The sequence below is a fragment of the Streptomyces sp. NRRL S-920 genome (genome assembly GCF_000717945.1).
In the GTDB taxonomy this organism is placed as follows: domain Bacteria; phylum Actinomycetota; class Actinomycetes; order Streptomycetales; family Streptomycetaceae; genus Streptomyces; species Streptomyces alboniger.
Window position 1 is genome coordinate 174,210 of the sequence record NZ_JODF01000001.1, and the last position, 23,408, is coordinate 197,617.

Annotated in this window: 23 protein-coding genes; 6 read left to right on the forward strand and 17 right to left on the reverse strand. The window is 72.7% G+C overall.

Annotation, left to right across the window (positions count from 1 at the left end):
• The first annotated feature begins 79 nt into the window (after positions 1–79).
• On the forward strand, positions 80–322 hold the full coding sequence (locus tag IG54_RS0100735; protein ID WP_030775762.1) for a DUF397 domain-containing protein: 243 nt from the start codon (positions 80–82) through the stop codon (positions 320–322).
• A gap of 175 nt (positions 323–497) precedes the next feature.
• Here IG54_RS0100735 and IG54_RS0100740 read toward each other — a convergent pair whose 3' ends face one another.
• Entirely contained in the window at positions 498–1,382 is an 885-nt protein-coding gene (locus IG54_RS0100740; RefSeq protein ID WP_030775765.1) for an NAD(P)-dependent oxidoreductase, read from the reverse strand.
• A gap of 50 nt (positions 1,383–1,432) precedes the next feature.
• Here IG54_RS0100740 and IG54_RS0100745 point away from each other — a divergent pair, with 50 nt between their 5' ends.
• On the forward strand, positions 1,433–1,840 hold the full coding sequence (locus IG54_RS0100745) for a MerR family transcriptional regulator (RefSeq protein WP_030775768.1): 408 nt from the start codon (positions 1,433–1,435) through the stop codon (positions 1,838–1,840).
• A 13-nt stretch (positions 1,841–1,853) separates the two neighbouring features.
• Here the strand turns inward: IG54_RS0100745 and IG54_RS0100750 are convergent, their stop codons facing one another.
• A complete protein-coding gene (locus tag IG54_RS0100750) occupies positions 1,854–2,579 on the reverse strand; it encodes a leucine-rich repeat domain-containing protein (RefSeq protein WP_030775771.1) in 726 nt (241 codons plus the stop codon).
• Between the two features lie 157 nt (positions 2,580–2,736).
• Between IG54_RS0100750 and IG54_RS0100755 the strand changes: the two genes are divergently transcribed.
• Positions 2,737–3,237, forward strand: coding sequence for a hypothetical protein (locus IG54_RS0100755; RefSeq protein ID WP_030775774.1), 501 nt, complete (start codon positions 2,737–2,739; stop codon positions 3,235–3,237).
• Positions 3,238–3,333: 96 nt separating this feature from the next.
• Here IG54_RS0100755 and IG54_RS0100760 read toward each other — a convergent pair whose 3' ends face one another.
• Together IG54_RS0100760 and IG54_RS0100765 are read right to left on the reverse strand one after the other, a co-directional pair.
• Positions 3,334–5,322: an N-acetylmuramoyl-L-alanine amidase gene (locus IG54_RS0100760; protein WP_030775776.1), complete on the reverse strand. Its 1,989-nt coding sequence runs from the start codon at positions 5,320–5,322 to the stop codon at positions 3,334–3,336.
• Positions 5,323–5,703: 381 nt separating this feature from the next.
• Entirely contained in the window at positions 5,704–6,894 is a 1,191-nt protein-coding gene (locus IG54_RS0100765) for an aminoglycoside phosphotransferase family protein (protein ID WP_030775779.1), read from the reverse strand.
• Between the two features lie 234 nt (positions 6,895–7,128).
• On the opposite strand from IG54_RS0100765, the gene IG54_RS0100770 reads away from it, so the two are divergent.
• Positions 7,129–8,646, forward strand: coding sequence for a hypothetical protein (locus IG54_RS0100770; RefSeq protein ID WP_030775782.1), 1,518 nt, complete (start codon positions 7,129–7,131; stop codon positions 8,644–8,646).
• A gap of 8 nt (positions 8,647–8,654) precedes the next feature.
• Here the strand turns inward: IG54_RS0100770 and IG54_RS0100775 are convergent, their stop codons facing one another.
• The 4 genes from IG54_RS0100775 to hemC form a co-directional block, all read right to left on the reverse strand.
• Positions 8,655–10,073, reverse strand: coding sequence for a PP2C family protein-serine/threonine phosphatase (locus IG54_RS0100775; protein WP_030775784.1), 1,419 nt, complete (start codon positions 10,071–10,073; stop codon positions 8,655–8,657).
• Between the two features lie 191 nt (positions 10,074–10,264).
• A complete protein-coding gene (locus tag IG54_RS0100780; RefSeq protein ID WP_030775786.1) occupies positions 10,265–10,909 on the reverse strand; it encodes a response regulator transcription factor in 645 nt (214 codons plus the stop codon).
• Positions 10,910–10,922: 13 nt separating this feature from the next.
• Positions 10,923–12,227, reverse strand: coding sequence for a sensor histidine kinase (locus tag IG54_RS0100785; RefSeq protein ID WP_030775789.1), 1,305 nt, complete (start codon positions 12,225–12,227; stop codon positions 10,923–10,925).
• Between the two features lie 99 nt (positions 12,228–12,326).
• Entirely contained in the window at positions 12,327–13,262 is a 936-nt protein-coding gene (hemC, locus tag IG54_RS0100790; protein ID WP_030775791.1) for a hydroxymethylbilane synthase, read from the reverse strand.
• Between the two features lie 252 nt (positions 13,263–13,514).
• Here hemC and IG54_RS0100795 point away from each other — a divergent pair, with 252 nt between their 5' ends.
• Positions 13,515–13,985 (forward strand): GNAT family N-acetyltransferase, encoded by a 471-nt coding sequence (locus tag IG54_RS0100795; protein WP_078593591.1) that lies wholly within the window; start codon positions 13,515–13,517, stop codon positions 13,983–13,985.
• A gap of 107 nt (positions 13,986–14,092) precedes the next feature.
• On the opposite strand, the gene IG54_RS0100800 is transcribed toward IG54_RS0100795, so the two are convergent.
• From IG54_RS0100800 to IG54_RS0100825, 6 genes are all read right to left on the reverse strand, one after another.
• Positions 14,093–14,545, reverse strand: a complete 453-nt coding sequence (locus tag IG54_RS0100800; RefSeq protein ID WP_030775796.1) for a peptidoglycan-binding protein — start codon at positions 14,543–14,545, stop codon at positions 14,093–14,095.
• Between the two features lie 300 nt (positions 14,546–14,845).
• Entirely contained in the window at positions 14,846–15,439 is a 594-nt protein-coding gene (locus IG54_RS0100805) for a sigma-70 family RNA polymerase sigma factor (protein WP_030775799.1), read from the reverse strand.
• Positions 15,440–15,525: 86 nt separating this feature from the next.
• Positions 15,526–16,185, reverse strand: coding sequence for a hypothetical protein (locus IG54_RS41765; protein ID WP_030775801.1), 660 nt, complete (start codon positions 16,183–16,185; stop codon positions 15,526–15,528).
• Between the two features lie 172 nt (positions 16,186–16,357).
• Complete coding sequence (locus tag IG54_RS0100815) at positions 16,358–17,611, reverse strand: cation:proton antiporter (RefSeq protein WP_030775803.1); 1,254 nt, start codon at positions 17,609–17,611, stop codon at positions 16,358–16,360.
• A gap of 4 nt (positions 17,612–17,615) precedes the next feature.
• On the reverse strand, positions 17,616–18,101 hold the full coding sequence (locus tag IG54_RS0100820; protein WP_030775806.1) for a cation:proton antiporter regulatory subunit: 486 nt from the start codon (positions 18,099–18,101) through the stop codon (positions 17,616–17,618).
• Positions 18,102–18,220: 119 nt separating this feature from the next.
• Positions 18,221–19,759, reverse strand: coding sequence for an ATP-dependent DNA ligase (locus IG54_RS0100825; RefSeq protein WP_030775809.1), 1,539 nt, complete (start codon positions 19,757–19,759; stop codon positions 18,221–18,223).
• Positions 19,760–20,067: 308 nt separating this feature from the next.
• Between IG54_RS0100825 and IG54_RS0100830 the strand changes: the two genes are divergently transcribed.
• Entirely contained in the window at positions 20,068–20,481 is a 414-nt protein-coding gene (locus IG54_RS0100830; RefSeq protein ID WP_030775813.1) for an SsgA family sporulation/cell division regulator, read from the forward strand.
• A gap of 69 nt (positions 20,482–20,550) precedes the next feature.
• Here the strand turns inward: IG54_RS0100830 and IG54_RS0100835 are convergent, their stop codons facing one another.
• The 3 genes from IG54_RS0100835 to IG54_RS0100845 all read right to left on the reverse strand — a co-directional run bounded on the left by IG54_RS0100835 (position 20,551) and on the right by IG54_RS0100845 (position 23,352).
• Positions 20,551–21,759 (reverse strand): D-alanyl-D-alanine carboxypeptidase family protein, encoded by a 1,209-nt coding sequence (locus tag IG54_RS0100835; RefSeq protein WP_030775816.1) that lies wholly within the window; start codon positions 21,757–21,759, stop codon positions 20,551–20,553.
• Between the two features lie 283 nt (positions 21,760–22,042).
• Positions 22,043–22,531: a glutathione peroxidase gene (locus IG54_RS0100840; protein ID WP_030775817.1), complete on the reverse strand. Its 489-nt coding sequence runs from the start codon at positions 22,529–22,531 to the stop codon at positions 22,043–22,045.
• Between the two features lie 11 nt (positions 22,532–22,542).
• On the reverse strand, positions 22,543–23,352 hold the full coding sequence (locus tag IG54_RS0100845) for an ABC transporter permease (RefSeq protein WP_030775819.1): 810 nt from the start codon (positions 23,350–23,352) through the stop codon (positions 22,543–22,545).
• Positions 23,353–23,408 lie beyond the last annotated feature (56 nt).

The window sequence follows — 23,408 nt, forward strand, 5'->3', positions numbered from 1 at the left end:
GGCCGGACTCCGCGGCCTGTCCGGCGCCCCGAGCGAAAGCTAGGCTGGCGCCGGACGACGCATCGGGAGGAGCACGGACGTGGCCGAAAGCACCACTCAGCAGCATCCGCTCGCGGGCTGGGACAAGCCGGAGCTGGACCTCAGTACCGCCGACTGGCGATCCAGCAGCGAAGGGCGCGGGGACGTGGAGATCGCCTTCGTCGAAGGCTTCGTGGCGATGCGCAACGGCGGCCGGCCGGAAAGCCCATCCTTGATCTTCACACCCGCGGAGTGGGGTGCTTTCGTCCACGGCGCGCGCGAGGGCGAGTTCGACCTGACCTAGGGCCTGTCCGGCGGATCAGGCCGTACTTGGGTGGCGGTGACCTTTCTGTGCAGATCGGCGTGCCAGGCCCCGCGGCCCGCGGCATGATCCGCCGGACAGGCCCTAGCGCCGCAGGATCCCCGGGAAGGGGCCGGTCCCGGCGCCGGGACCGGCCCCTTCCCGGTGCCGGGGCGACTCAGCCCTCGCGGGGCTTGAGGAACTCCTCGATCAGCACGGGATACTGCTCGCCGCCGTGTCCCGCGGCGATCGACCGGTCCGCCATCGCCTTGAACAGCTTGGGAAGTTCGGCGTTGACGCCCACCGCCTCGCTCTCCTCGATGAGGTGCTCCATCGACCGCGCGTCGCTCTCCAGGGCCGAAATCTCGGCCGGGTAGGACCCCTTGTCGATCTGCTCGGCGTACCCGGGCAGCCACTCGGCGACGCCGGCCGCCATCTGCCGTGCGAACGGCGCGTACGTCGCGGCGTCGACACCGGCCGTCCTGAGCAGCGCGGTGCCCTGGAGCCAGGCGTTGAGGACACTCCACATCATGGCGAGGCCGGCCACGTCGTACAGGGCCGCGAGCCCGTGGTCCGCGCCGAGGTAGGACAGGGTGCCGAGCGCTTCGAGCGTCGCCCTGTGCGCCTCGAAGTCCGACTCCGGTCCGCTGTGCAGGATCAGTGCGTCGGCGGTCCCTATCACCGGGGGGACGGCCATGATGGCGCCGTCCAGGTAGCGGGCGCCGCGCTGCGCGGCCCATCGGGCGGCTTCCCGCGCCTGGCCCGAGTCACCCGACGTGAGGTTGATCAATGTCGTGCCGTCGAGGTCGATGTCGTTCGCATCGAGCAGTTCGCGCAGGGCCGGATAGTCGGTGAGGCAGATGACCGTCAGGGGGCTCGCCTTGAGCGCGTCGCCGACCGTCGGCGCGAGCCGCGCCCCCTCGGCGACCAGCGGGTCGGCCTTGGCGGTCGTGCGGTTCCATACGGTGGTGGAGTGCCCGGCCTTGAGGAAGGCACGGGCGAGCGCCTGGCCCATCAGGCCGAGTCCGATGACGGTCACATGTGTGTCGGTTGCGTTGTTCATGGCAACATCGTCAACGTTGATACCGGTGTGAAGGTCAAGCGGGGGAATCGATGTTGATCGGGGAACTGGGTCGCCGGACGGGCGTCAACACCCATCAGTTGCGCTACTACGAGGCCCAGGGGTTGCTGGAGGCGGGCCGCGGCGCGAACGGCTACCGCGAGTACGACGAGGGTGCCGTGCTGCGGGTGAGGCAGATCCGGCACCTGCTCGGCGCGGGGCTGTCCTCCGAGGACATCGCCTACGTGCTGCCGTGCGCGGTCGGAGAGACCCCCGAGCTGCCCGGGTGTCCCGAGCTGCTGGCCGCGATGCGGGCACGGCTGCGGCGACTGGACGAGCAGATGGAGCAGCTCGCCAGCTCCCGCGCCGCTCTCGCCACGTACGTGGACACGGCCGAGCGCATGGGTGGCGAGAACTATCCGCCCCTCGACGGCAGCGCCCAGGAGCCCGTCCCCGCCTGAATGACCTGAGCGGTCAGCGCAGGACCACGCAGCCCCGGGCATCCAGGGCCCGCAGTAGCCGGTCGCTGACGTGTACGCCGTTCCAGCGCAGGTCCAGCTTCTCCAGCGCCGGCAACTCCGCCACCCAGCCGGGCAGTTCCGTGAGGCGGTTGGCGCGCAGGTCGACGCGGCGCAGGAGAGGAAGACCGCGCAGGGCCTCCGGGACGGCCGTGAACGCGTTCTCGCGCAGCTCCAGTTCACGCAACGCCGTCAAGTCGCCTATGGAGGCGGGCAGTTCCCGCAGGCGGTTGCCGCGCAGCCACAGCTCGCGCAGCGCGGTGAGGGCGCCGATCGTCTCCGGCAGCCGGGTCAACGCGTTGTGCTGGGCGCGCAGTTCCACCAGTCCCGCCAGGCCGCCCAGCGTTTCGGGAAGTGCGGTCAGACGGTTCTCGCCGACGTTCAGATACGCGAGCCGGGTGAGGCGGCCGAGGGACGCGGGCAGCTCGGTGAGCGCGTTGTCGTGCAGATAGAGGCAGCGGCTGAGCGATGACAGGTCGCCGAGCCCGGCCGGGACCGTACGCAGCTTGTTGTGCCCGAGGTCGAGGGTGTGCAGCGCCTTGAGCGTGCCGATACGGGCGGGCAGCCGCGTGAGCGCGTTGTCGGCCAGGATCAGGACCTCCAGACGCTCCCGCCGCCAGACCTCGTCCGGTACGTCGCTCAGGCCCGCGCGCCAGTAGTCCAGCACGGATACGTCCGTCATGTGGGGGACTCCGCTGTCGAGGGGGCGCCATTATGCCGGGGTCGCCCCGCGTGGCAATTCCCGGGTCGCCCCGGGGCAGCCCGGCGCCCACCCCCGTGCCCCCGCGAGGCTCGCGCCCCCGGGCCGGAACGCCCGGCGGGCCACGTACCATGGGTGCATGTCCTTCCTCCGCCGCCGCAGCTCCGCCACCCCCGCGGGCCCGGACTTCGATGTCCTGGCCATGGATCCCGGTGACTGGCCCGGCAATCTCGGCGCGGGCCTGCTGCCCGCCCCCGACGGCAGCTGCCAGGGCGTGTTCCTGCGCTACGACCTCTTCGGCGGCCGCGGCCCCGCGATGATCATCGGCAACCTCCCGGAGGGCGCCCCCGCGCGGGACACCGCCGAGGGCGAGGTCCCCTTCGAGGTGGCCCAGCTGCTCATCGCCCTGGAGAACGAGGAGGACGTCACGGTCGTCTCCGCGGAGGACATGCCCGTGATGCAGGGCGACAACCTCCTCATCGTGCGCCGCCTGAAGCTGTCGGAGAGCCGCATCTCGTGCGTGCAGTTCGACCGCAGCGACAACGTCCTGGTGACCATCGCCGCCTGGGACCGGCCGATCACCGACGATCTGTACGCGCTTTTGAAGCCACTGCCCGCGGAACTCTTCCAGCAGGTCTGACCGCCCCCGCCGACCCCGCGCGCCCGGCCACCCCGCACCTCCGTACAAGCACCGCCCCGTTCCGGCCGAGGAACGGGGCAGCGCCATGTCCCGGCCTCACGAACCCGACCGCACCACCCGCACATCCGCGGCCCGCACATACCCGATGCGGTGCCCGTACTGGATCACGTAGTACATGTCCTTGCCGCGCACCACCGTGTGCCGCGCGGTGTCGAACGTCGGCGCGTAGAAGTACTCGCCCGGCACCTTGTCGCCGATCACATACTTCTGGCCCGCCGGGATGCGGTACGGCAGCGGGGTGACCGGCTGGACGGGTACGCCCGCCGGGTACGCCTCCTTCTCCGGGTACGCGCGCCCGTACACCGGGATCTCGCTCGCGCCCTCCTTGGGCGTCACCACGAACCCCTTCGCGTCGACCGCGGTGGGCTGCTTCCCGGGGTTCTTGAACCACGCCTTCTGACCCAGGTACCAGACGGCGGTCCAGTCGCCCTGACGGTCCGCGACCGCGTACTGCTGGCCGGTGGAGAGCCGCGCCCCGACGTCGTTGACATCGATCGTGGAGGGCTGGCCACCCGGCCGCTTGCCGATGTCCTTGATCAGCGGCGCGTCGTCCCGCGGCTCGGTGTGGACCCGCACCGCCGCCGAACCGTGCGGCACGCACTTCTCGCCCGGCTTGGCGCAGCCCGTGTACTCCGGCCGGTTCGCGGAGTACTGGGGAGCGATCGTCACCAGACCGCCGTTCGGGCCCGCCGTGCGGTGGAACGGCTTGCCGAGCAGAGTGAAGTAGTGCTGCCAGTCCCAGTACGGGCCCGGGTCGGTGTGCATCCCCGGGATCGTGGCGGGGACCGTGCCCTGGACGTTGTCGTGGCCGAGGATGTGCTGCCGGTCCAGCGGAATGCCGTACTTCTTGGCGAGGTACTTCACCAGCCGGGCCGACGTGCGGTACATCGCCTCCGTGTACCACGTGTCGGGAGCGGTCAGGAAGCCCTCGTGCTCCAGGCCGATCGACTTGGCGTTCACGTACCAGTTCCCCGCGTGCCAGGCGACGTCCTTCGCCTTCACGTGCTGGGCGATGTGGCCGTCGGTGGAGCGCAGGGTGTACTGCCACGACACATAGGTCGGGTCCTGCACCATGTTCAGGACGCCCTCCCACCGCCCCTCGGTGTCATGGACGATGATCGAGTCGATGCTCTGGCTCTTGGGCCGGTTCGACTTGTCGTGGTTGCCGTAGTCCGGATTGCCGTTGGGGTCCTTGAACTCCTCGTACGGGGCCGGGATCCACTCGCACGCCACCGTCCGCGGGCACTCCGTCTCACCCGGGGCCGCCTCGCGCAGCCCCATCCGCTTCAGCTGCGCCGCGTCGGGCCGCAGACCGGGCTCCGCGGGGAGCGCCACACGCTGGCCCGCGTCCGTGGTGCGCCGCTCGCCGTCGCGGATGACGGCGAACACATCATTGGCGTACGCCGCCGCCGTCGCCTCGTCGTCCGCCCCGGAGAAGCGGGCGATCGCGCCGTACCAGTCGGCCGGATCGGCACTCAGCGGCCTGCCGAGCTTCTTCTGCGCCGCAGCGAGCAGGGCGGCGCCGCCCTCCACATTCGCGGCGGCGTCGGTACGCAGCTCCTCGGCCGGCATGCCGGTCAGCTCGGCCGCGCGAGGCAACGTCGTCAGCCGCGCCGGAAGATCGGACTCCGCGGGCACTTCCGCCCGCGGCGGCGGCATCGGACGCGAGGTGTCGCCGCGCGGGTCCTCGTCGCCCTCGCTGTGGTGAGGGGCCGAGGCCAGGGCGGTGCGCGCGTCGGTGAGGTGCATGGGGCCGTAGCCGCCGGTGACGCTGGCCGCGCCGCCATGCGCGTCCCAGCGGGACTGGAGGTAGGAGACGCCGAGCAGCACGCTCTGAGGGACGCGGTACTCGGCGGCGGCGGACGCGAAGGCGCCCTGGAGATCGGTGGCGGACGCCTGTCGCGGAGCGCCGGACGACGGGGCCGCACCGAGGAGCGGCACCAGCAGCCCGGCCGACGCGAGGGCGCCCGCCGTCCTGATGGTGCGTCTGCGCGCCGACGAGGTACGGGCGGTGGTTCCTCGCAATGCAGCCTCCTGGGACTTCAGGGCCGATGAAGCGTGACGGGGCGTGCGGGGCCGGGCGTGCGTCAGTGGTACCGGCTCTCCGACGATCCGTCAATCATGCCCAGGACAACTGATTTCCCATGTCAGCGTCGGTCCCGGCGGGTCAGCGGCGGACTTTCGCCGGGGCAGGCCCTACCGCCTGCGACGCGTCAGTGGCATGGACCAATGAGCCGCGAGGGGATCCACCTGTTCGGAGGAGCCGGAATCAAGGCACCAGGGAAGCAGGGGAGCGGGGCAGGCGCAGGCATAGGCCGGTGTGCCATTCCCGAGGACATAGACCAGAGGCATACAAAAGTCCGCGGTGCGCCCGTGCCCTGGGCGCACCGCGGACCTCCGCCCCCGTCAGCGCGTGCCGACCGCCGCCCGCACGGCCCGGCGGGCCATCTGGCAGTCGTCGTGCAGCCGCCTCAGCAGCAGCCGCTGTTCCTCACCGGACGGCACGGCACCGGGGTGGACGGGGCCCGATGCCGCCGCCGGGGCCGACTCGTGCATCGAACGCTGCACGGCCGTTTCGTACGTACGGATCTCGCGGGTCAGTACCAGCATCAGATTCACCAGGAACGCGTCCCGCGCCGCGGGACCCGCCGACTGCGCCAGCTGACTGATCTCGCGCCGCGCCACCGGCGCGTCACCGAGCACCGCCCACAACGTCGCCAGGTCGTACCCCGGCAGATACCAGCCCGCGTGCTCCCAGTCGACCAGCACGGGCCCGGCGGGCGAGAGCAGGATGTTCGAGAGCAGGGCGTCGCCGTGGGAGAACTGCCACATGGACTCGGGCCCGTCACCCTGGTGGACGGCCGAGTGCGCGATGCCGTGCAGCAGCTTCTGTAGGTCTCCCATGTCACGGTCCGTCAGCAGCCCCAGCTCGTGGAAGCGGGAGATCCGCCGGCCGTAGTCCATCGGCCTGCCGAACATCTCCGCCGGCGGCCGCCACTGGTTCAGGCGCAGGACGGAGCCGAGCGCCGCCCGGATGTCCGCGCGCGGCGGGGCCTCGATGGGGTGCCGCTGGAGTGCCGCCACCCGCCCCGGCATCCGCTCGATCACCAGCGTGCAGTCCTCGGGATCGGCGGCGATCAGACGAGGCGCCCGCACGGGCGGGCGGTGCCGGACGAACGAGCGGTATGCCGCTATTTCGTGCCGGATCCGGTCGGCCCACAGGGGGGAGTGGTCCAGTAAGCACTTGGCGACGGCCGCACCCCGTCCCGCCGTACCGACGAGCAGGACGCTGCGCCCGCTCCGGCGGAGCACCTGCACGGGATTGAACTCCGGGCAGATGCGGTGCACCGAAGCAATAGCGGTGCGCAGTTGCGCCCCCTGGGGGCCGGACAAGTCGAGTCTCCCGCTGAGCGGTTGAGTACCGGATCCCGGCACGCGACGCGTCCGGCCGGCGCCGAGCTGTGCGGCGCCGGGCCGCAGAGGCTCCAAATAGGGGCCGCTCCCCGGGGAAGGGGGCACCTCCCGGCCCCGGGGGGCCGGGGGGCGCGGGTGGAGCGGCCGGGGCGGGGCGGACACGGAGGACGATGCTGCGTACATAGGCGATACAGATCCCTTCGTGTGCCTGTGAATTGCGTGCGCCTCCCGCCCCGATCGCGTCGGGAGCACCCTGGGGAGTGCCTGGCGGCGACCGGGTCGGGGTGGCGCACTCCTACCTGACACCCGGCCTCCCCTGGCACACCATCTGGCGCACCCTGGCGAACCCTGGCGAATAGTCGCTCAGCAACTGACAGAGGGTTACTGTCAACTCAGCCGAGAACCTGGGGGCTTGACGTGAACGGACAACCCAACACCCGCCTTTCGGATCTGTTCGGCCTGGCCGGCTGGTCCAAGGGTGAGCTGGCGAGACTGGTGAACCGGCAGGCGGCGGCGATGGGCCACCTCCAGCTGGCCACCGACACCTCGCGGGTGCGGCGGTGGATCGACATGGGGGAGATCCCGCGCGATCCGGTGCCGAGGGTGCTGGCTGTTCTGTTCACCGAGCGTCTCGGCCGTGTCGTGACCACTGAGGATCTAGGTCTGGTCCGGCACGGGCGCCCAGGGAAGCGGCGCGGCGACGGGAGTGTGGAGCACCCCGACGGCGTGCCGTGGGCGCCCGAGCGGACAGCCGCGGTCCTCACCGAATTCACGGGAATGGACCTCATGCTCAACCGACGCGGCTTGGTGGGCGCGGGCGCTGCGCTTGCCGCAGGCTCCGCACTCAGCAGCGCCATGCACGACTGGCTGCACGCCGATCCGGCCCTCGCGGCCGACGCCCCCCGTCTCATCGATCCCCTGCACGCCGACCCCGCCGGATTCGACCGCTATGAGGCCGCGCCCATCGGGTCGCAGGAGATCGAGGAGCTGGAGCGCTCGGTCGAGGTGTTCCGCGCCTGGGACGCGGCCCGCGGTGGCGGGTTGCAGCGCAAGGCCGTCGTGGGCCAGCTCAATGAGGTGGGCGGCATGCTCGCCTACCGCCACCCCGACCATCTCCAGCGCCGCCTGTGGGGCGTCGCCGCCAACCTCGCCGTCCTCGCGGGCTGGATGTCGCACGACGTCGGCCTGGAGCCCACGGCCCAAAAGTACTTCGTCATCGCGGCGCACGCGGCGCGCGAGGGCGGCGACCGCCCGCGCGCGGGGGAGGCCCTGTCGCGGGCCGCGCGCCAGATGGTGCACCTCGGCAAGCCGGACGACGCGCTGGACCTGATGAAGCTCGCCAAGTCGGGGGCCGGGGAGGAGGCGCTGCCCCGCACCCGGGCCATGCTGTACACCATCGAGGCCTGGGCGCAGGCGTCGATGGGGCACGGTCAGGCGATGCGGCGCACGCTCGGTCTCGCAGAGGACCTCTTCGTCTCCGACAAGGGGGACGTGCCGCCGCCGAGCTGGATGCAGATGTTCGACGAGGCGGACCTGCACGGCATGCAGGCCCTCGCCTACCGCACGCTCGCCGACCACGAACCGGCCGCGGCGAACATCGCGCAGCGGCATGCCAGGGCGGCCATCGAGCTGCGGGCCAAGGGGCACGACCGGTCGCAGATCTTCGACTACATCTCGCTGGCGTCGGCCTGCTTCATCGCCGACGACCCCGAGCAGGCCGACCGGTACGCGCGGCTGGCGCTGGTGTCGATGAGCGCCAACTCCTCCCACCGCACCTGGGACCGGCTGCGCGAGATGTACCGCCTGACGGCGCACTACGCCGGATACCCGAAGATCAAGGACCTGCGCGAGGAGATCAAACACGCGCTGCCGAGGGGCGCGAAGGGAGTCGGCGCGAAGGGAGTCAGGGGGGCGGGGAGGACAGCGAGGGTGTAACCACGCACTCAGCAGCGAGCGATCAACAGGCAGGCGTCGTCCTCGCGCGCGGCCTCGCCGAACTCCTCGACGAGGGTCCGCACGCCGTCCCGCGCGGTGCGCGCCTCGGTGAGCCGGGGGGCGAGGGAGAGCAGCAGGTCCGTCGCCGCGTCCCTGTCATGCCGCGGCACAAGACCGTCGGTGTGCAGCAGTAACAGGTCTCCGGGCAGCAGTTGCTCTTCGGCCTGTTCGTACGCCACTCCGCGGGCGGCGCCGAGCGGCACGCCGGACGGTGGCGTCAGCGCGCGCCCCCTCCCGCCGCGGAACAGCAGCGGTGCGGGGTGTCCGGCCTGCGCCCACGCGAGCCGGTGGGTGGCGGGGTCGTAGCGGCAGCAGATCGCGCTGCCGAGGGCGGGCTGGGCCGTGGCGTCCAGCAGGTCGTTGAGCCAGCCCATGAGGCGGCCGGGTGGGGCGCCCGCGACCGCCATGCCGCGCAGCGCGCCGAGCAGCATCGCCATGCCGGAGGTCGCGGTGACGCCGTTCCCTGTGAGGGCGCCGACGCTCAACAGGGCCTGGCCGTCGGGCAGTTCCATCGCGTCGAACCAGTCGCCTCCGATGAGTGAGCCGACCGAGGAGGGGAGGTAGTGGGCGGCGAGGTCGAGCCGGGCGGGGCCGTCGTGCGGTAGGCGCAGCGCGCCCCGCCACGGCGGCAGGACCGCCTCCTGGAGTTCGACCGCGAGCCGGTGCTCGGTCTGCTCGATCTCGCGGCGGCGCCGCAGGGATTCCTGGGTCTCGCGCAGGACGCGCTGGCTGCGCCGCAGTTCGCTGACGTCCCGCAGGACCGCCCACATGGAGGCGGTGGAGCCGTCGGCGGCGAGGACGGGCTCGCCCATCATGTGCACCTGGCGCACGTCCCCGCCGGGCCGCACGATTCGGAACTCGCCGTCGATGGGCTTTCCGTCGACCAGGCAGTCCGTGACCATCGCGGTCAGCAGGGGCTGGTCGTCGGCGTGCACGAGGGAGGGGAGTTCGTCGAGGGAGAGCGGGGGAGCGGCCGGGTCGCGGCCGAGGATGTCGTACAGCTCGCAGGACCAGCTGGCCTCGTCGGTGAGGAGGTTCCACTCGGCGCTGCCCACCCGGCTCAGGAGCGATCCGCGGCGCGGATCGGTGGGCCGCTGCGCTGCCGGCGCCGCGGGCTCTCCCTCGGCCCGCGGCGGGCCGTCCCGCAGCTGGGCGAGATGGTCGTCGAGGTCGTCGAGTTGGTGGACGGCCAGATCGCAGAGGGCTCGCTGCCAGCGCCCCGCCGGGTCCCCCTGGTCGGCCACGGCCTCGCGTCGTACGGCGTCGACGTCGCCGCGGAGCCGGCGCGTCTGCGAGATCAGCGCGTCGACCGCGCCGCGCTCCGGCGGCTGGGCGGCGGCGTGGTCCGCGAAGACATGGGACGGCATGGGTGCTCCGGTGGAGGTGCGGTGCGACCGATTTGGCGGGTGGTGGACCGCTAACGACTTTCGCACAGCGGGAGGGGGCTCGTAAGGGATTTGGCAACACCCGATGCGGTGTTGCTTTTGGCATATGCCTTTGTCCTGCCGGGGTGATCAGGCGTAGGGACCGCGCGGAATGCGACGTACGTACGACGCCCTCACGGCCTCAGATACCGGGCGACCGCGAGGACCCGGCGGTTGTGGTCGTGCGACGGGGGCAGGCCGAGCTTGTCGAAGACCGCCGCCACGTGCTTCTCCACCGTGCCGGACGAGACGAAGAGGGCTTCGGCGATCGCCGCGTTGGAGCGGCCCTGCGCCATCAGGGAGAGCACCTCGCGCTCCCGGCCGGTGAGCGGCGCCAGGTCGGCCGCGCGGTGGCTCGCGCCGGCCAGCTGTGTGACGACCTCGGGGTCGAGCGCGGTGCCGCCCGCCGCCACCCGCTCCAGCGCGTCCGTGAACTCCGCGACGTTCGCCACCCGGTCCTTCAGCAGATAGCCGACGCCCGCCGAGCCTGCCGCGAGCAGCCGAGTGGCGTACTTCGTCTCGACGTACTGCGAGAACAGCAGCACACCCGTGCCGGGGTGCGTGCCGCGGATGTCGATGGCCGCGCGCAGCCCCTCGTCCGTGTGGGTCGGCGGCATCCGGATGTCGACCACCGTGACGTCGGGGCGGTGTGCGGCCACCGCCTCGCGCAGCGCTTGCGCGTCGCCCACGGCGGCACAGATCTCGTGCCCGCGGTCGGCGAGCATCTGGGCCAGCAGCTCCCGCAGTACGGCGGCGTCCTCGGCGATCACGACACGCATGGCCCGCATGCTCTCACGCGTGCAGCGGCAGTTCGACGGTGATGGCCGTCGGCCCGCCCTCGGGGCTGCGGACGTCGATGCGGCCGTCGACCGTACGGACGCGCTGCGCCAGCCCGGTCAGCCCGCTGCCCGCGCCGAACGCGGCGCCGCCCCGCCCATCGTCGCCGACGCGCAGCCGCAGCAGCCCGTCCCGCTGGGTCACGTCGAGCGTCGCCCGGCGCGCGTGGCTGTGCTTGATGACGTTGGCCAGGAGTTCGGCGGCGCAGAAGTACGCGATGGTCTCGATCGCGGGAGTGGGCCGCACCGGCAGGTCCACCGTCAGTTCCACGGGCACCGTGCCGCGCGCGGTGAGCGTGGCGAGCGCGTCGGGCAGGCCGTCGTCGAGGGCGGGCGGGTGGATGCCGCGGGCCAGATCACGGAGTTCGGTGAGGGCCCGGGTGGCGTTCTGGTGCGCGCCCTCGACGAGCTGCCGGACGCGCCCCACGTCCAGGGGCCGCTCGTCGTCCAGGCGCTCCTTGACCATGTCGAGGCCCATCGCCACCGCGACCAGCCGGACCTGCGCCCCGTCGTGCAAATCGCGCTCGACCCGGCGCAGCAGCGCCGCCGCGTCGTCGACGGCCAGCGCCCGCTTCTCCTCCAAGTCCCTTACCCGGTCGGCGAGTCGGCCGGGACCGAGAAGCGCCCGGATCAGCCAGCGGTCGCCCGCGACGACGAGCCGGGTCACCCAGGGCGCGCACAGCAGCGTGCCGACGCCGATCACGACCGCGAGCCAGGTCCCGGCGAAGGTGACCGCTTCCAGGCCCCCGAACGGCACCGGGGTGAGCACCGGCATGCCCTGCGGAGCACCGGGGCGCAGGTGCTGCCCGAAGGCCGCCCACCGAAGCGGCGCGGTGACGTTCACCAGGCCCGTGACCCACCAGAGGACGGCGTACGCGCCGAGGACGCCGACCGGCAGCTTGGCCAGTACGTACGCCGCCGCCCGCCAGCCGGCCCCGTCCCGCAGCCGTGCGTCGAGCCGCCCCGCGACGCCCTCGCCCGGCCGGAACGGCGCCGGCGCGGGCACCCGCTCGCCCTCGCCGAGCAGCGCCGCGGCCAGCCCCCGGTGGACGCCGCCCAGCGCTCGGGCGAGGCGCAGTCCAGCGATGAGCAGCAGTACTCCGATGACCGCGAGCACCAGGGAGAGCGTCAGCCCCGCGCCGAGGGCGAGCAGGACCGCGAGGACCACCCCGCCCGCGAGCCCCAGCGGGAACCCGACGAGGCAGTAGGCCGCCTCGCGCCATGCCCGCCGGGTGAGGAAGGCGCCGATCGTTGCTCGCATGAGCATGAGGCTAGGCCGCCGAGCCCCGCCCGCGGAACGTGGTTCTCCCCCTTCTGGGCTGGGGGTTTCCCCCCAGTTCGGAACGGGGCGTGGCGGGTGTCAGTGGGCGATGCCGTCGATCAGCTCCCGGGCGCCCTGGCGCAGCAGGGCGACGGCCACGGAGGTGCCGAGCGTCGCCGGGTCGAGGGGGCCCGCCCACTCGTGCGCGTTGAGCACCGTCTTGCCGTCGGGCGTGAAGACGCAGGCGCGCAGGGACAGGTCACCGCTGCGCTCCGAACGCGCGTACCCGGCGATCGGGGAGTTGCAGTGGCCTTGCAGGACGTGCAGGAACATCCGTTCGGCGGTCGCCTCCCGCCAGGCGTCCTTGTCGCCGAGGCCCGACACCGCGTCGATGGTGGTCGTGTCGTCCTCGCGGCACTGGAGGGCGAGGATCCCCGCCCCGATCGGCGGGCACATCGTCTCCACCGACAGGATCTCGCTGGCCAGGTCGGGGCGGCCGATGCGCTCGAGGCCGGACTGGGCGAGCAGCAGCGCGTCGGCGTCGCCCGCGGCGAGCTTCTCCAGGCGGCGCCCCGCGTTGCCGCGCATCGGTACGCACTCCAACTCGGGGTGCGATGCGGCGAGTTGAGCGCGGCGGCGCACCGATGACGTACCGATGCGGGTGCCCGCCGGCAGCTCGTCCAGGGTGAGCCCGCCGGGGTGGATGAGCGCGTCCCTGATGTCGTCCCGCTTGAGGAACGCGGCGAACGTCGTCCCCGCGGGCAGCGGCCGGTCCGCGGGCACGTCCTTGACGCAGTGCACCGCCAGATCCGCCTCACCGGCGAGCAGCGCGGCGTCGACCTCCTTGGTGAAGGCCCCCTTGCCGCCCAGGCGTGCCAGATCGCCCATCCAGCGGTCCCCGGAGGTCGTCACCGGCACGACCTCGGTACGGATGCCGGGGTGGTGCGCGGCGAGTTCGGCACGGACGCGCTCCACCTGGGCCAGGGCCATGGGGGAGGAGCGGGAGACGATGCGGATCAGCTCAGGAACGGACATGCGGTCCACGATAGAGGCTGCCGAGCGGTGCCCAGGACGGCCGTCCAACTGATCAAAGGACTGTCCGCACGGGCGAGTTGCCCCCGGGTAGGCCGTCCGTGTCCGCGCCTCCGCCCCCTGCCGCCGGGCGCGGCCCGCCCCCTTCGCGTACCCCCGCCACGTCACCCTCGGCATGCGTGACCAGGGGGTGCCTCATAGCGTGAGGTGGACGAAGCCGCGGCCGAGCGCCGCACCCGCCCCCTGGGAGGCCCCATGTCCACCCCCGCCGCCCCCGAGCGCCCGGTGATCGGTCTCGCGCCGATGACGGCCACCCATCTGGCCGACGTGCTCGCGCTGGGCCGGAGGGTCTACGACACCTCCGCGAAGCCCTATACGTCCTGGTCGCTCTCGGCGATCGCGGGCCACCTCGACAGCGAGGCGTCCGCCTGTTGGGTGGCGCTCGACGGAGAGCGGCTCGCCGGGTTCGTACTCGGCTCGATGGGTTTCGACCAGCGTGCCGACTGGGGCAACCTGGAGTGGATCGCGAGCGCCCCCGAGTACCAGGGCCAGGGCATCGCGAGCCGCCTGGTGAAGGCCTGCTGCGCGACGCTCACGGAAGCGGGCGCGAGTGCCGTGGTGACCGACGTGGAGTCCCGCAACACCGCGTCGGCCGCGCTGATGCGGAGCAACGGCTTCGAGGCGAGCGTGTCGGTCACCCTGTTCGTACGCGAGACGCCCCGGTAGCGGGGCTGGAGAGGCGGCGCCGGGTAGCCGCAGGCCCCCGTGCCCGGCGCCCCCCCCCGCGCCGTCGGGCGGCACGCCGTCCAAAGCGCGCCGCCCGACCGCGGTCACTAGACCGCGTTGGCGAAGCGCTTGAACGCGGCCTTCGTCCCCGCCCCGGCGACGCCGTCGATCGCGCCCGTGTAGCCCCAGCTGTGCTTCAGCAGACGCTGCAACGCCTTGATGGTGTTCTTTCCGGGGATGCCGTCGATCGCGCCGGTGTAGCCCCAGTTCGCCTTCAGGCAGCGCTGGAACGCCTTCCAGCTGTTGGTGCCCAGCTGCCCGTCGATGGCGCCGGTGTAGCCCCAGTACGCCTTCAGCCAGCGCTGGACGTTCTTCGCCTGGGCGGCGCTCAGGCCCAGGTTGTTCACCGCGGCCGGGGTGACGGCCTCGGCGCTGACCGCGGGCTTGGCGGCCGTCTCGCTCGCCGCGAAGCTGGTGGCCGCCCCCGCCAGGCTGCCGGCGGCGATGCCGACGACGGCGGTGGCGCTGATCAGTGTCCTCGCCAGAATGTTCGAACGCATGGCTCCCCCTTGGGGTCGAGGGCGGCACCTGACGCGGCACACGCGCTCATCGCGCCGCGCGTGCCGGTCCTTCGGTCGTCGTCGATCCCGCCCACTGTCGGTTGTCGTGCGCCGAAGCGGCCCGGACCCTGCTGGACCCGACCGCCCCGGCGCACGGACAGAAGCTACTTCGCGGCGAATTCGCATTCGTCAACCCGGGAGTTGAGGTTTCGATCAACCAGCGGTTGACGGGCGTCTCCATCCGCCGCGGTAGCGCCGCGGGGTGTACAACTTCCGCGGTACTCACTGCCCGCCGGCCGCTCAGGCCGCCCGGTCCGCCTCGACCAGCAGCGCGGTCACCCGCTCGCGGGCCCGCGCCACCCGCGAGCGCACCGTGCCGACCGGGCACCCCGCGGCGGCCGCGGCGTCCGCGTACGGCAGCCCGGCGAGCTGGGTCAGCACGAACGCCTCGCGGCGCGGCGCGTCGAGCGTCCGCAGGAGGTCGAGCAGTGCCACTCCTTCCTCGAACCCGGGCAGTCCGCGCGGCTGCGCGCGCTCCGCCGCCAGCTGCCAGTCGGCTGTGTCCGCCACCCGGGGCCGGGCCGCCGCCGAGCGGAAACGGTCGGCGACGGTCCGGCGCGCGATCGCGAGCAGCCAGGTGCGGGCGCAGGAGCGGGCCGCGTATCCGCGCAGCGCGGTCAGAGCGCGCAGATACGTCTCCTGGGTCAGGTCGTCGGCGCCGTGCAGGTCGCCGCTGAGGTGGGCCACGAAACGCCAGACGTCGAGCCGGGTGGCCCGCACGAACCGCTCGAACGCCGCGGCGTCACCGTCGCGGGCGGCGAGCGCCCACTCGGTGATCAGGTCGTCCCGGGCCTGGTCGCGGCGGCGCCCAGGGTGCAAAAGGGTAGGAGTCATCGCAAAAGGTCCTTCGGTCAGGAGAGTTCGAGGAACGGCGCGCGAACGCCGAAGATCCGCCCGGCACCAGGAGGGTGCGGGCGGTTTCAGGAACTGGCCGGAAGGACCGGTGGGCCTCTGCGGGAGACGTCGTAGGGGAGCAGGGCCCCGCGCAGCCGCGGTACGGGCACGAGCGTGCCGACGTGGGGCGGCGATGGAGGGAGGGCGGCGACGAGGACCGTGAGGACGAGTCGCAGCGGTACGAAGGCGGCAGCGGCGAGCGCGCGTCCGGTACGGAACGCGGCGGCCTCGCCGCGCCACAGCCACAGGGCGCTGATCAGCGCGGCGAAGAGGTGGGCCAGGAACATGCCGGAGCCGCTGTGCCCGAACAGGGCCATCACCCAGTGGGCCGCGCCCACGTCCGGCATGGCCCCCGCGGCGGCGGGGTCGGCGGCCGGCATCGGATGGTTCATGTGGTTCATGCCGTCACCGGCCCGTACCGGTGGCGGGCCCATCCGCTGCGCTACGCCGAACAGCTCGTGCAGAGCCAGCTGCGCCCCGACGGTGGCGCCGATGACCGCCGGCGCCCCGCGCTCGCGCCCGGTCAGCCACCACGCGGCGGCCGACGTGGCGGCGAACGCGTAGCCCACCGCCCACCAGGGCAGCGAGGCGCCGGACATCAGCGCGTGACCGAAGGCCGTCGTCACGACGCACACGGCCGCGAACACGGCGGCTCGTGCGAGGCGGAACGCGGGCCCTGAGGTCATGAGGAGCATCATGCCAGGCGGCGGGAGGGCGGGGGGAGCCGAGTCCCGGACTTGCCCGAAGTGCACCCCGGCGCCCCGGATGGGCGGGCCGGGCTGTGTCACCAGGGGCTCGTCACCGCTGTGACCCGCCCTTGCCCGAGCAGGTCACAGCGGTATCTCGCACCCGGCGTCCTCAGGACCGGTCCGGCACGTCCTGACCGTCCAGGGACTCGACCGGCCCCCGAGGTCCTGGCACCAGCGCCGTTTCGGCCGCGGTCTCGCGGCGGCGGGTGAGGAGACCGGCCACGGAACCCGCGATGGGCTGCGTGTATCGGGCGGTCAGCGGGCCCACGATCACGAGGATCAGGACGTACGCCGTGGCCAGCGGTCCGAGCGAGGGTTCGATGCCGGCGGCGACCGCGAGGCCCGCGATGACGATGGAGAACTCACCCCGTGCCACCAGGGCGCCGCCCGCCCGCCAACGGCCCTTCACGGAGATGCCCGCGCGGCGGGCCGCCCAGTACCCCGTGGCGATCTTCGTCAGGGCGGTGACGACGGCGAGCGCGAGCGCCGGGAGCAGTACGGGCGGGATGCTCGCCGGATCGGTGTGCAGTCCGAAGAAGACGAAGAAGACGGCCGCGAAGAGGTCCCGCAGCGGCGCGAGCAGCGAGTGCGCGCCCTCGGCGACCTCACCGGACAGCGCGATGCCGACCAGGAAGGCGCCGACGGCGGCGGACACCTGGAGCTGCTGCGCGATCCCCGCGACGAGGATGGTCAGACCGAGCACCACCAGGAGCAGCTTCTCCGGGTCGTCGCTGGAGACGAAGCGGGAGATGAGCCGTCCGTAGCGCACCGCGAGGAAGAGGACGAGCCCGGCCGCGCCGAGCGCGATGGCGAGCGTGAGGCTGCCCGCCGCCCAGCCGACGCCCGCGAGCAGGGCGGTGATGATGGGCAGGTAGACGGCCATCGCCAGGTCTTCGAGGACGAGGATGCTGAGGATGACCGGCGTCTCGCGGTTGCCGAGCCGCCCGAGGTCCCCGAGGACCTTCGCGATGACGCCGGACGACGAGATCCACGTGACTCCGGCGAGTACGACGGCGGCGACCGGACCCCACCCCATGAGCAGCGCGGCGACCGCGCCCGGCAGGGCGTTCAGCGTGCAGTCGACGAGACCGGCCGGATACTGCGTCTTGAGGTTGCTGACGAGGTCACTGGCCGTGTATTCGAGCCCGAGCATCAACAGCAGCAGGATGACGCCGATCTCGGCGCCGATGGCGACGAACTCCTCGCTCGCGCCGAGCGGCAGGAGACCGCCCTCGCCGAACGCGAGCCCCGCGAGGAGGTAGAGCGGGATCGGCGAGAACTGGAAGCGCCCCGCGAAGCGGCCGAGCAGCCCGAGGGCCAGAATGATCGCGCCGAACTCGATGAGGAAGACAGCGGAGTGCATGTGATCACTCCCGCCCGAGTATCGTCGCGGCGGTCTCCACGCCTTCGCGGGTGCCGATCACGATGAGGGTGTCACCGCCCGCCAGGCGGAAGTCGGGGGCCGGCGAGGGAATGGCGTCGGCCCGCCGCAGGACCGCCACGATCGACACCCCCGTCTCGGTGCGCATCCGGGTCTCGCCGAGGAGCCGCCCGTTCCAGTACGAGGTGGCCGACAGCAGAACCCGCTCCGCGACCAGGCCGAGGTCCGTGGTGTGCAGCAAAGTGGGGCTGTGGTGGGAGGGCATCAACGCGTCGATCAGCGCTTCCGCCTCACCCGAACTCAGTCGCAGCGACAGCGCGCACTCGTCCGGATCGTCGGAGCGGTACGCGCTGAGCGTCCGCGCCCCGTCCCGGTGCGCGACCACCGACAGGCGCCGGTGTTCTCGGGTCGTCAGGTCGTACCGGATGCCGATGCCTGGAAGCGGCGTACGGCCGAGGCGTGATGCGGGCACAGCTTTCCCCTTGTGCGATAGGTGATCATCCCGTGGTGTCACCCTATCGGGGTTAAGTGTTGGCAAAATTATGCAAGAGCCGCCCTGGTGCCGGATCGGGTCGAACGGGGTCGGAACGGTTACGGGGTCCGGCGGGCCAGCACCGTTTCGACGGAGTCCGCCTGCTCCGGAGGCTTGTCCTCGCGGTAGCGCAGCACGCGCGCGAAACGGAGGGTGACGCCGGCCGGGTAGCGCGTGGAGCGTTGCAGGCCGTCGTAGGCGATCTCGACGACCAGCTCGGGACGTACCTCCACGACGTGGCCGTTGTCGCTGACCGCCAGCTCCTGGAGGCGCTCGGTCTGCCAGGCGAGCATCGCGTCCGTCATGCCCTTGAACGTCTTGCCGAGCATCGCGTACGTCCCGTCGGGTCGCCGCGCGCCCAGATGGAGGTTGGAGAGCTTGCCGGTGCGGCGGCCGTGGCCCCACTCGGCGGCCAGCACCACGAGGTCCAGGGTGTGCACCGGCTTGACCTTCAGCCAGGAGGCGCCCCGGCGGCCCGCGCTGTACGGGGCGTCGAGCGACTTCAGTACGACCCCCTCGTGACCGCGCCCCAGCGTCGCCTCGAAGAACTCCTGGGCCTCTCCGCGCTGCCCTTCGTCCTGGGGGGCGTCCACCACCGTGCGCCGTACCCGCATCGGCTCGGGCACCAGGGCGGCCAGTTCCGCGTGCCGCTCCGCGAACGGCAGGCCGAGCAGGTCCCGGCCCGCCACGGACAGGGCGTCGAAGAAGACGGGGGACAGGGGCAGCCCGGCCGCCGCGGCCTCGACGTCCACGCGCGACCCGACGCGCCCCGCGATGTCCTGGAAGGGCCGCGGGCGCCCGTGGCCGTCCAGGGCGATGACCTCGCCGTCCAGGATGAAGTGCTCGCCCTTCAGCTCACGTGCGGCAGCCGTCAGTTCGGGCAGCCGGTCCGTGATGTCGTCCAGGGTGCGGGTGTAGACGCGTACGTCGTCTCCGCTGCGGTGGACCTGCACCCGGATGCCGTCCAGCTTCTCCTCGACCGCGCACGCGCCGAGCTTGTCGATGCCCTCGGCGACCGACGTGGCGCCGTGCGCGAGCATCGGCAGGACGGGGCGGCCCACGGTCAGCCGGAACTCGTCCAGCGCCTCCGGTCCGCGCGCCAGCAGCGCCTGCGCCACGGGGCTCACCGCGCCGGCGAGCATGACCGAGCGGCGCACGGCGTCCGCCGGGGTCTCCGTGGCCACCGCGAGGCCCTCCACGGCGACGGCGTCCAGGGCGCCCTGCCGGACCTCGCCCGTGAGCAGTCCGACCAGGAACCGCTGCTCGTCCGCGGTGGCCGCGCCCATCAAGGCGCCCACCAAACGCTTGCGTTCCGCCTGGGAGCCTGCACCGGACACCGCGCCGATCGCCGTGAGCGCCTCGTCGACGCCGCGCACGGTGAGCGTCGGTTCGTCGGCGGGCGCTCCCGCGTCCTTGAGCGTGCTCCATCCGATGCCGAGCCGCCCCTGGGGCAGCCGCCCCGCCAGATAGGGGATGACGACCGGCACGTCCTCCGGTTCCGCCGCCCGGAACAACTCGGCGAGCAGAGCGATCTTCCGGGACCGCGCGGAGGTGGCGGCCACTTCCTTGGACACGTGTGCGAGCCGGGCGAGCAGCATGGGGCCATCCTGCAACGGGAGGGGGCGCGGCGCACGGCCGCCTGGGACTGCTGTTCCTCGAATCCACGTGTGCACTCCGCTGTGACGGGCACACGGACGGACACATGGACAGGCGAGGAGAACGACTCGACCGCATCGGCAGGCGGGTCGGATGTGCATGTGTGACTGATGCGGTGCGAGTGACGCAGGTCACATGGATCTCTTGGTGTGTTGCCGTAATGCCACCCCTCCTCACGGGGTCGTACGGGCACGGGAATCCCCCGAGCGGATCCCGAGAACTGGAAAAAACGCAGAAGTGGAGCTCGATCATGGCCGTCACCCTCCAGCAGCCCACCCGCGCCCGCCTCATCGCCCCGGACGGACGTGAGTACGGCCTGCCCGTGGTCCTGCGCTACTCGGCCGAGGACCCCCTGGCGGTCCGGATCACGTTCCCCTCCGAGGCCTCCCTCGACGGCATGGAGGTCACCTGGATCTTCGCGCGCCAGCTCCTGGAGGACGGGCTCGGTGCCCCGTCGGGCGGCGGTGACGTGCACATCTGGCCGTGCGGCCGGGCGCGGACGGTGATGGAGTTCCACTCCCACGAGGGGCTGGCCCTCGTGCAGTTCGACAAGATCGACCTGCGCCGCTTCCTCACCCGGTCGTACGCCGCGGTGCCCGCGGGCCGCGAGGAGCCGGCCCTGGACCTCGACCAGGACCTCTCACGTCTGCTCGGGGGTGTCTGACAGGGGTCCGCGCACCCCTGCCGTACCGCACACGGCCTCCCCGCGTGCCCCGCGCCCGGCGCCCCTCGCTCACTCGACGAACCTCCTCCTCTCGCTCCTGTGCCGGGCCATCGCGACCGCCCGCCGCCGCAGCGCCACGACCACGCCCGCGAGCACGACCACCGAGCCCGCCGCGACCATCAGCACCGCGGGCCAGTCGGAACCGTCCGGCTCCACCGACAGGGCGGTGGCCTGCGCGGCGGCATGCGAGGGCCCCGACGCGGTACGGGGCGCCTTCGGCGGCGGCAGCAGCGAACCCACGGGCCGCACCTTCCCGGCCGCCGCGAACCCCCAGTCGAGCAGCGACCTCGCCTCCTCGTACACGGCACGCGCGCCGCCCGTCCGAGGGTTCATCACCGTCACGACGAGGGTGCGCCCGCCGCGCTGGGCCGCGCTGATCAGCGTGGAACCCGCGTGGCTCGTGTAGCCGTTCTTGATGCCGAGCAGGCCGGGGTAGGGCGCGACGCCGTCGGCACCGGTCAGCAGCCGGTTGGTGTTGTGGATGCGGTACGACCATCCGCCCGCCGGGAAGGTGGCCACAGGCGTGGAGCAGTAGCGGGAGAAGTCCGGGTCGGCGAGCCCCGCCCTGCCGAAGACCGCCAGGTCGTACGCCGATGAGACCTGCCCCGCGGCGTCATAACCGTCGGGCGACACCACGTGGGTGTCCCGGGCGCCCAGCTCGCGGGCCTTGGCGCGCATCTGCTCAACGGTCCTGTGCAGCCCGCCGTTGAGCCCCGCGAGGACGTGCACGGCGTCGTTGCCGGAGCTGAGGAAGACCCCGCGCCACAGGTCGGCGACGCGGTAGGCGCGGCCGGGTGCCACGCCCACCAGGCTGCTCCCGTCGCCGACGTGGTCCAGCTCCTGCTCGGTGACGACGTGCCGCCTGTCCGCGTCGAGACGGGGGAGCGCCGCCAGGGCGAAGAGCGACTTGAGCGTGGAGGCGGGCGGCAGCGGCCGGTGCGCGTTCTTGGCCGCCAGCACCTCGCCCGTACGGGCGTCGGCCACCAGCCACGCGAGCGCGGTGACGTCACCGGGCAGCCCGGGCGCGGCGGGTCCCGGCCGGACCTGGACGCCCGGCCGGTCGAGGAGGACGGACGTGTACACGGGAAGTGGCCGCGGCGGCGCGGGCTCGGCCGGGACGTCGGTGGCCGAAACCGGTGTGGACAGGAGGACCAGAGCGCCGAGCGCGAGCGCCGCGGTGCTTACGGAGGAGGAGCGCGAAAGGTACCTGATGGCCATTCAGCCACCGTAGGAGCGCGGCTGCGAGTCCGCAGATCAGCTTCGCCCGGCTGGAGGTATCACCCCGTTACTTCGCTTGCGGCGCAGGTGTTCAGCCCTGGGTGGCGGCCGTCCCGGGCGCGTACGGCCACGGCGCTGCGCACCGAGTAGCCGCGCACCGGTAGCGGAGCGCGCGCCGCGGGGCGCCTCCGCCGGGCCCGCGAAGCCGGGCCGCCCGAACGGGCACGGGTGCCGAAGGGCGGACCGGCGTCGCGAGGACAAGGGCCTTCAGGAGGCCCGCGCGTCAGGCGGGGAGGTGCTTCTCCAGGGCGGCGATGACCTCGGGCGCGTCCGGCTCGACCCGCGGGCCGAAGCGGGCGACGACCTCACCCGAGCCGTTGACCAGGAACTTCTCGAAGTTCCAGCGGATATCACCCGTGTGTCCCTCGGCGTCCGCCGTGTCGACCAGGCGCGCGTACAGCGGGTGCCTGTCCGCGCCGTTGACATCCACCTTCTCCGTCATCGGGAAGGTCACGCCGTACGTCGCCGAGCAGAACTCGGCGATCTCCTCGGACGTGCCGGGCTCCTGGCCCATGAACTGGTTGCAGGGCACGCCGAGCACGCTGAAGCCGCGCGGCCCGTACTGCTCGTGCAGCCGCTCAAGGCCCGCGTACTGCGGGGTGAGCCCGCACTTGGAGGCGACGTTGACGACGAGGACGGTCTTGCCCTCGAACTGGCGCAGGTCGGCCGAGCCGCCCCGCAGGGCGCCGATTTCTTCTTCGTAGACAGACATAGTGGCCGAGCCTACGCCCGACCCCGCACCCGTGGCGACGGGCCCGGCTCCGCGCGGTGCAGGCGCCCCCGGGCGACCAGTTCGACGGTGAGGGCGACGGCCAGCGCCTGGACGGCCATCAGGGCGATCAGGACGAAGAGCTGTACGGCGCCCGCGAGCACCGGGGACGCCCCGCCCAGGAGCATGCCGACGAAGGCGCCGGGGAGGGTGACGAGCCCGACCGTGCGGGTCTGGTCGAGGCCGGGCAGGAGGGCGTCCGAGGCGGCCGGGCGGATCAGCTCCAGGCGGGCGTCGCGCTCGGCGAGGCCGAGGGCCAGGCCTGCCTCGAACTCGCCGTGCCGGGTGCGCAGTTCATCGAGGCAGCGGCGCCCGGCGAGCACCGTGGCCGTCAGCGCGCCGCCGATGAGGATGCCCGTCACGGGGATCATGGCGATGCCCCGTACGGGAAGCAGCCCGGCCAGGGTCAGACAGGCCACGACCGGCACGACAGGGCCCGCGACCGGCAGCGCCGCCCACCACCACGTGCCGTTCGGCGTGATGCGCCGCCCGGCGGTGCGCGCGGCCACCGCGAACATGAGCAGCAGGAAGGCGAAGAGCGCCGCCGTGTGGTGCACCACCCAGCCGATCGCCAGGGAGACCGCGGCCAGTTGCGCCGTCGCGCGGACCCCGGCGACCAGGATCTCGCGGGCCCTGCCGCGCGACGCGTCGGGCGCGAGCCGAAAGACGGCCGCCGTCGCCGCGGCGACGAGCAGCAGCACGAGCAGGGCCACGGCGAGCGCCGTGTCGACCGGCAGGAGGGCCTGGGCAGCGAGATCACGCACGCGATCACCCTAGGTGGCGCAGCGGCGGCCCGCGTTCTGGTGCCGCTCGGGACACC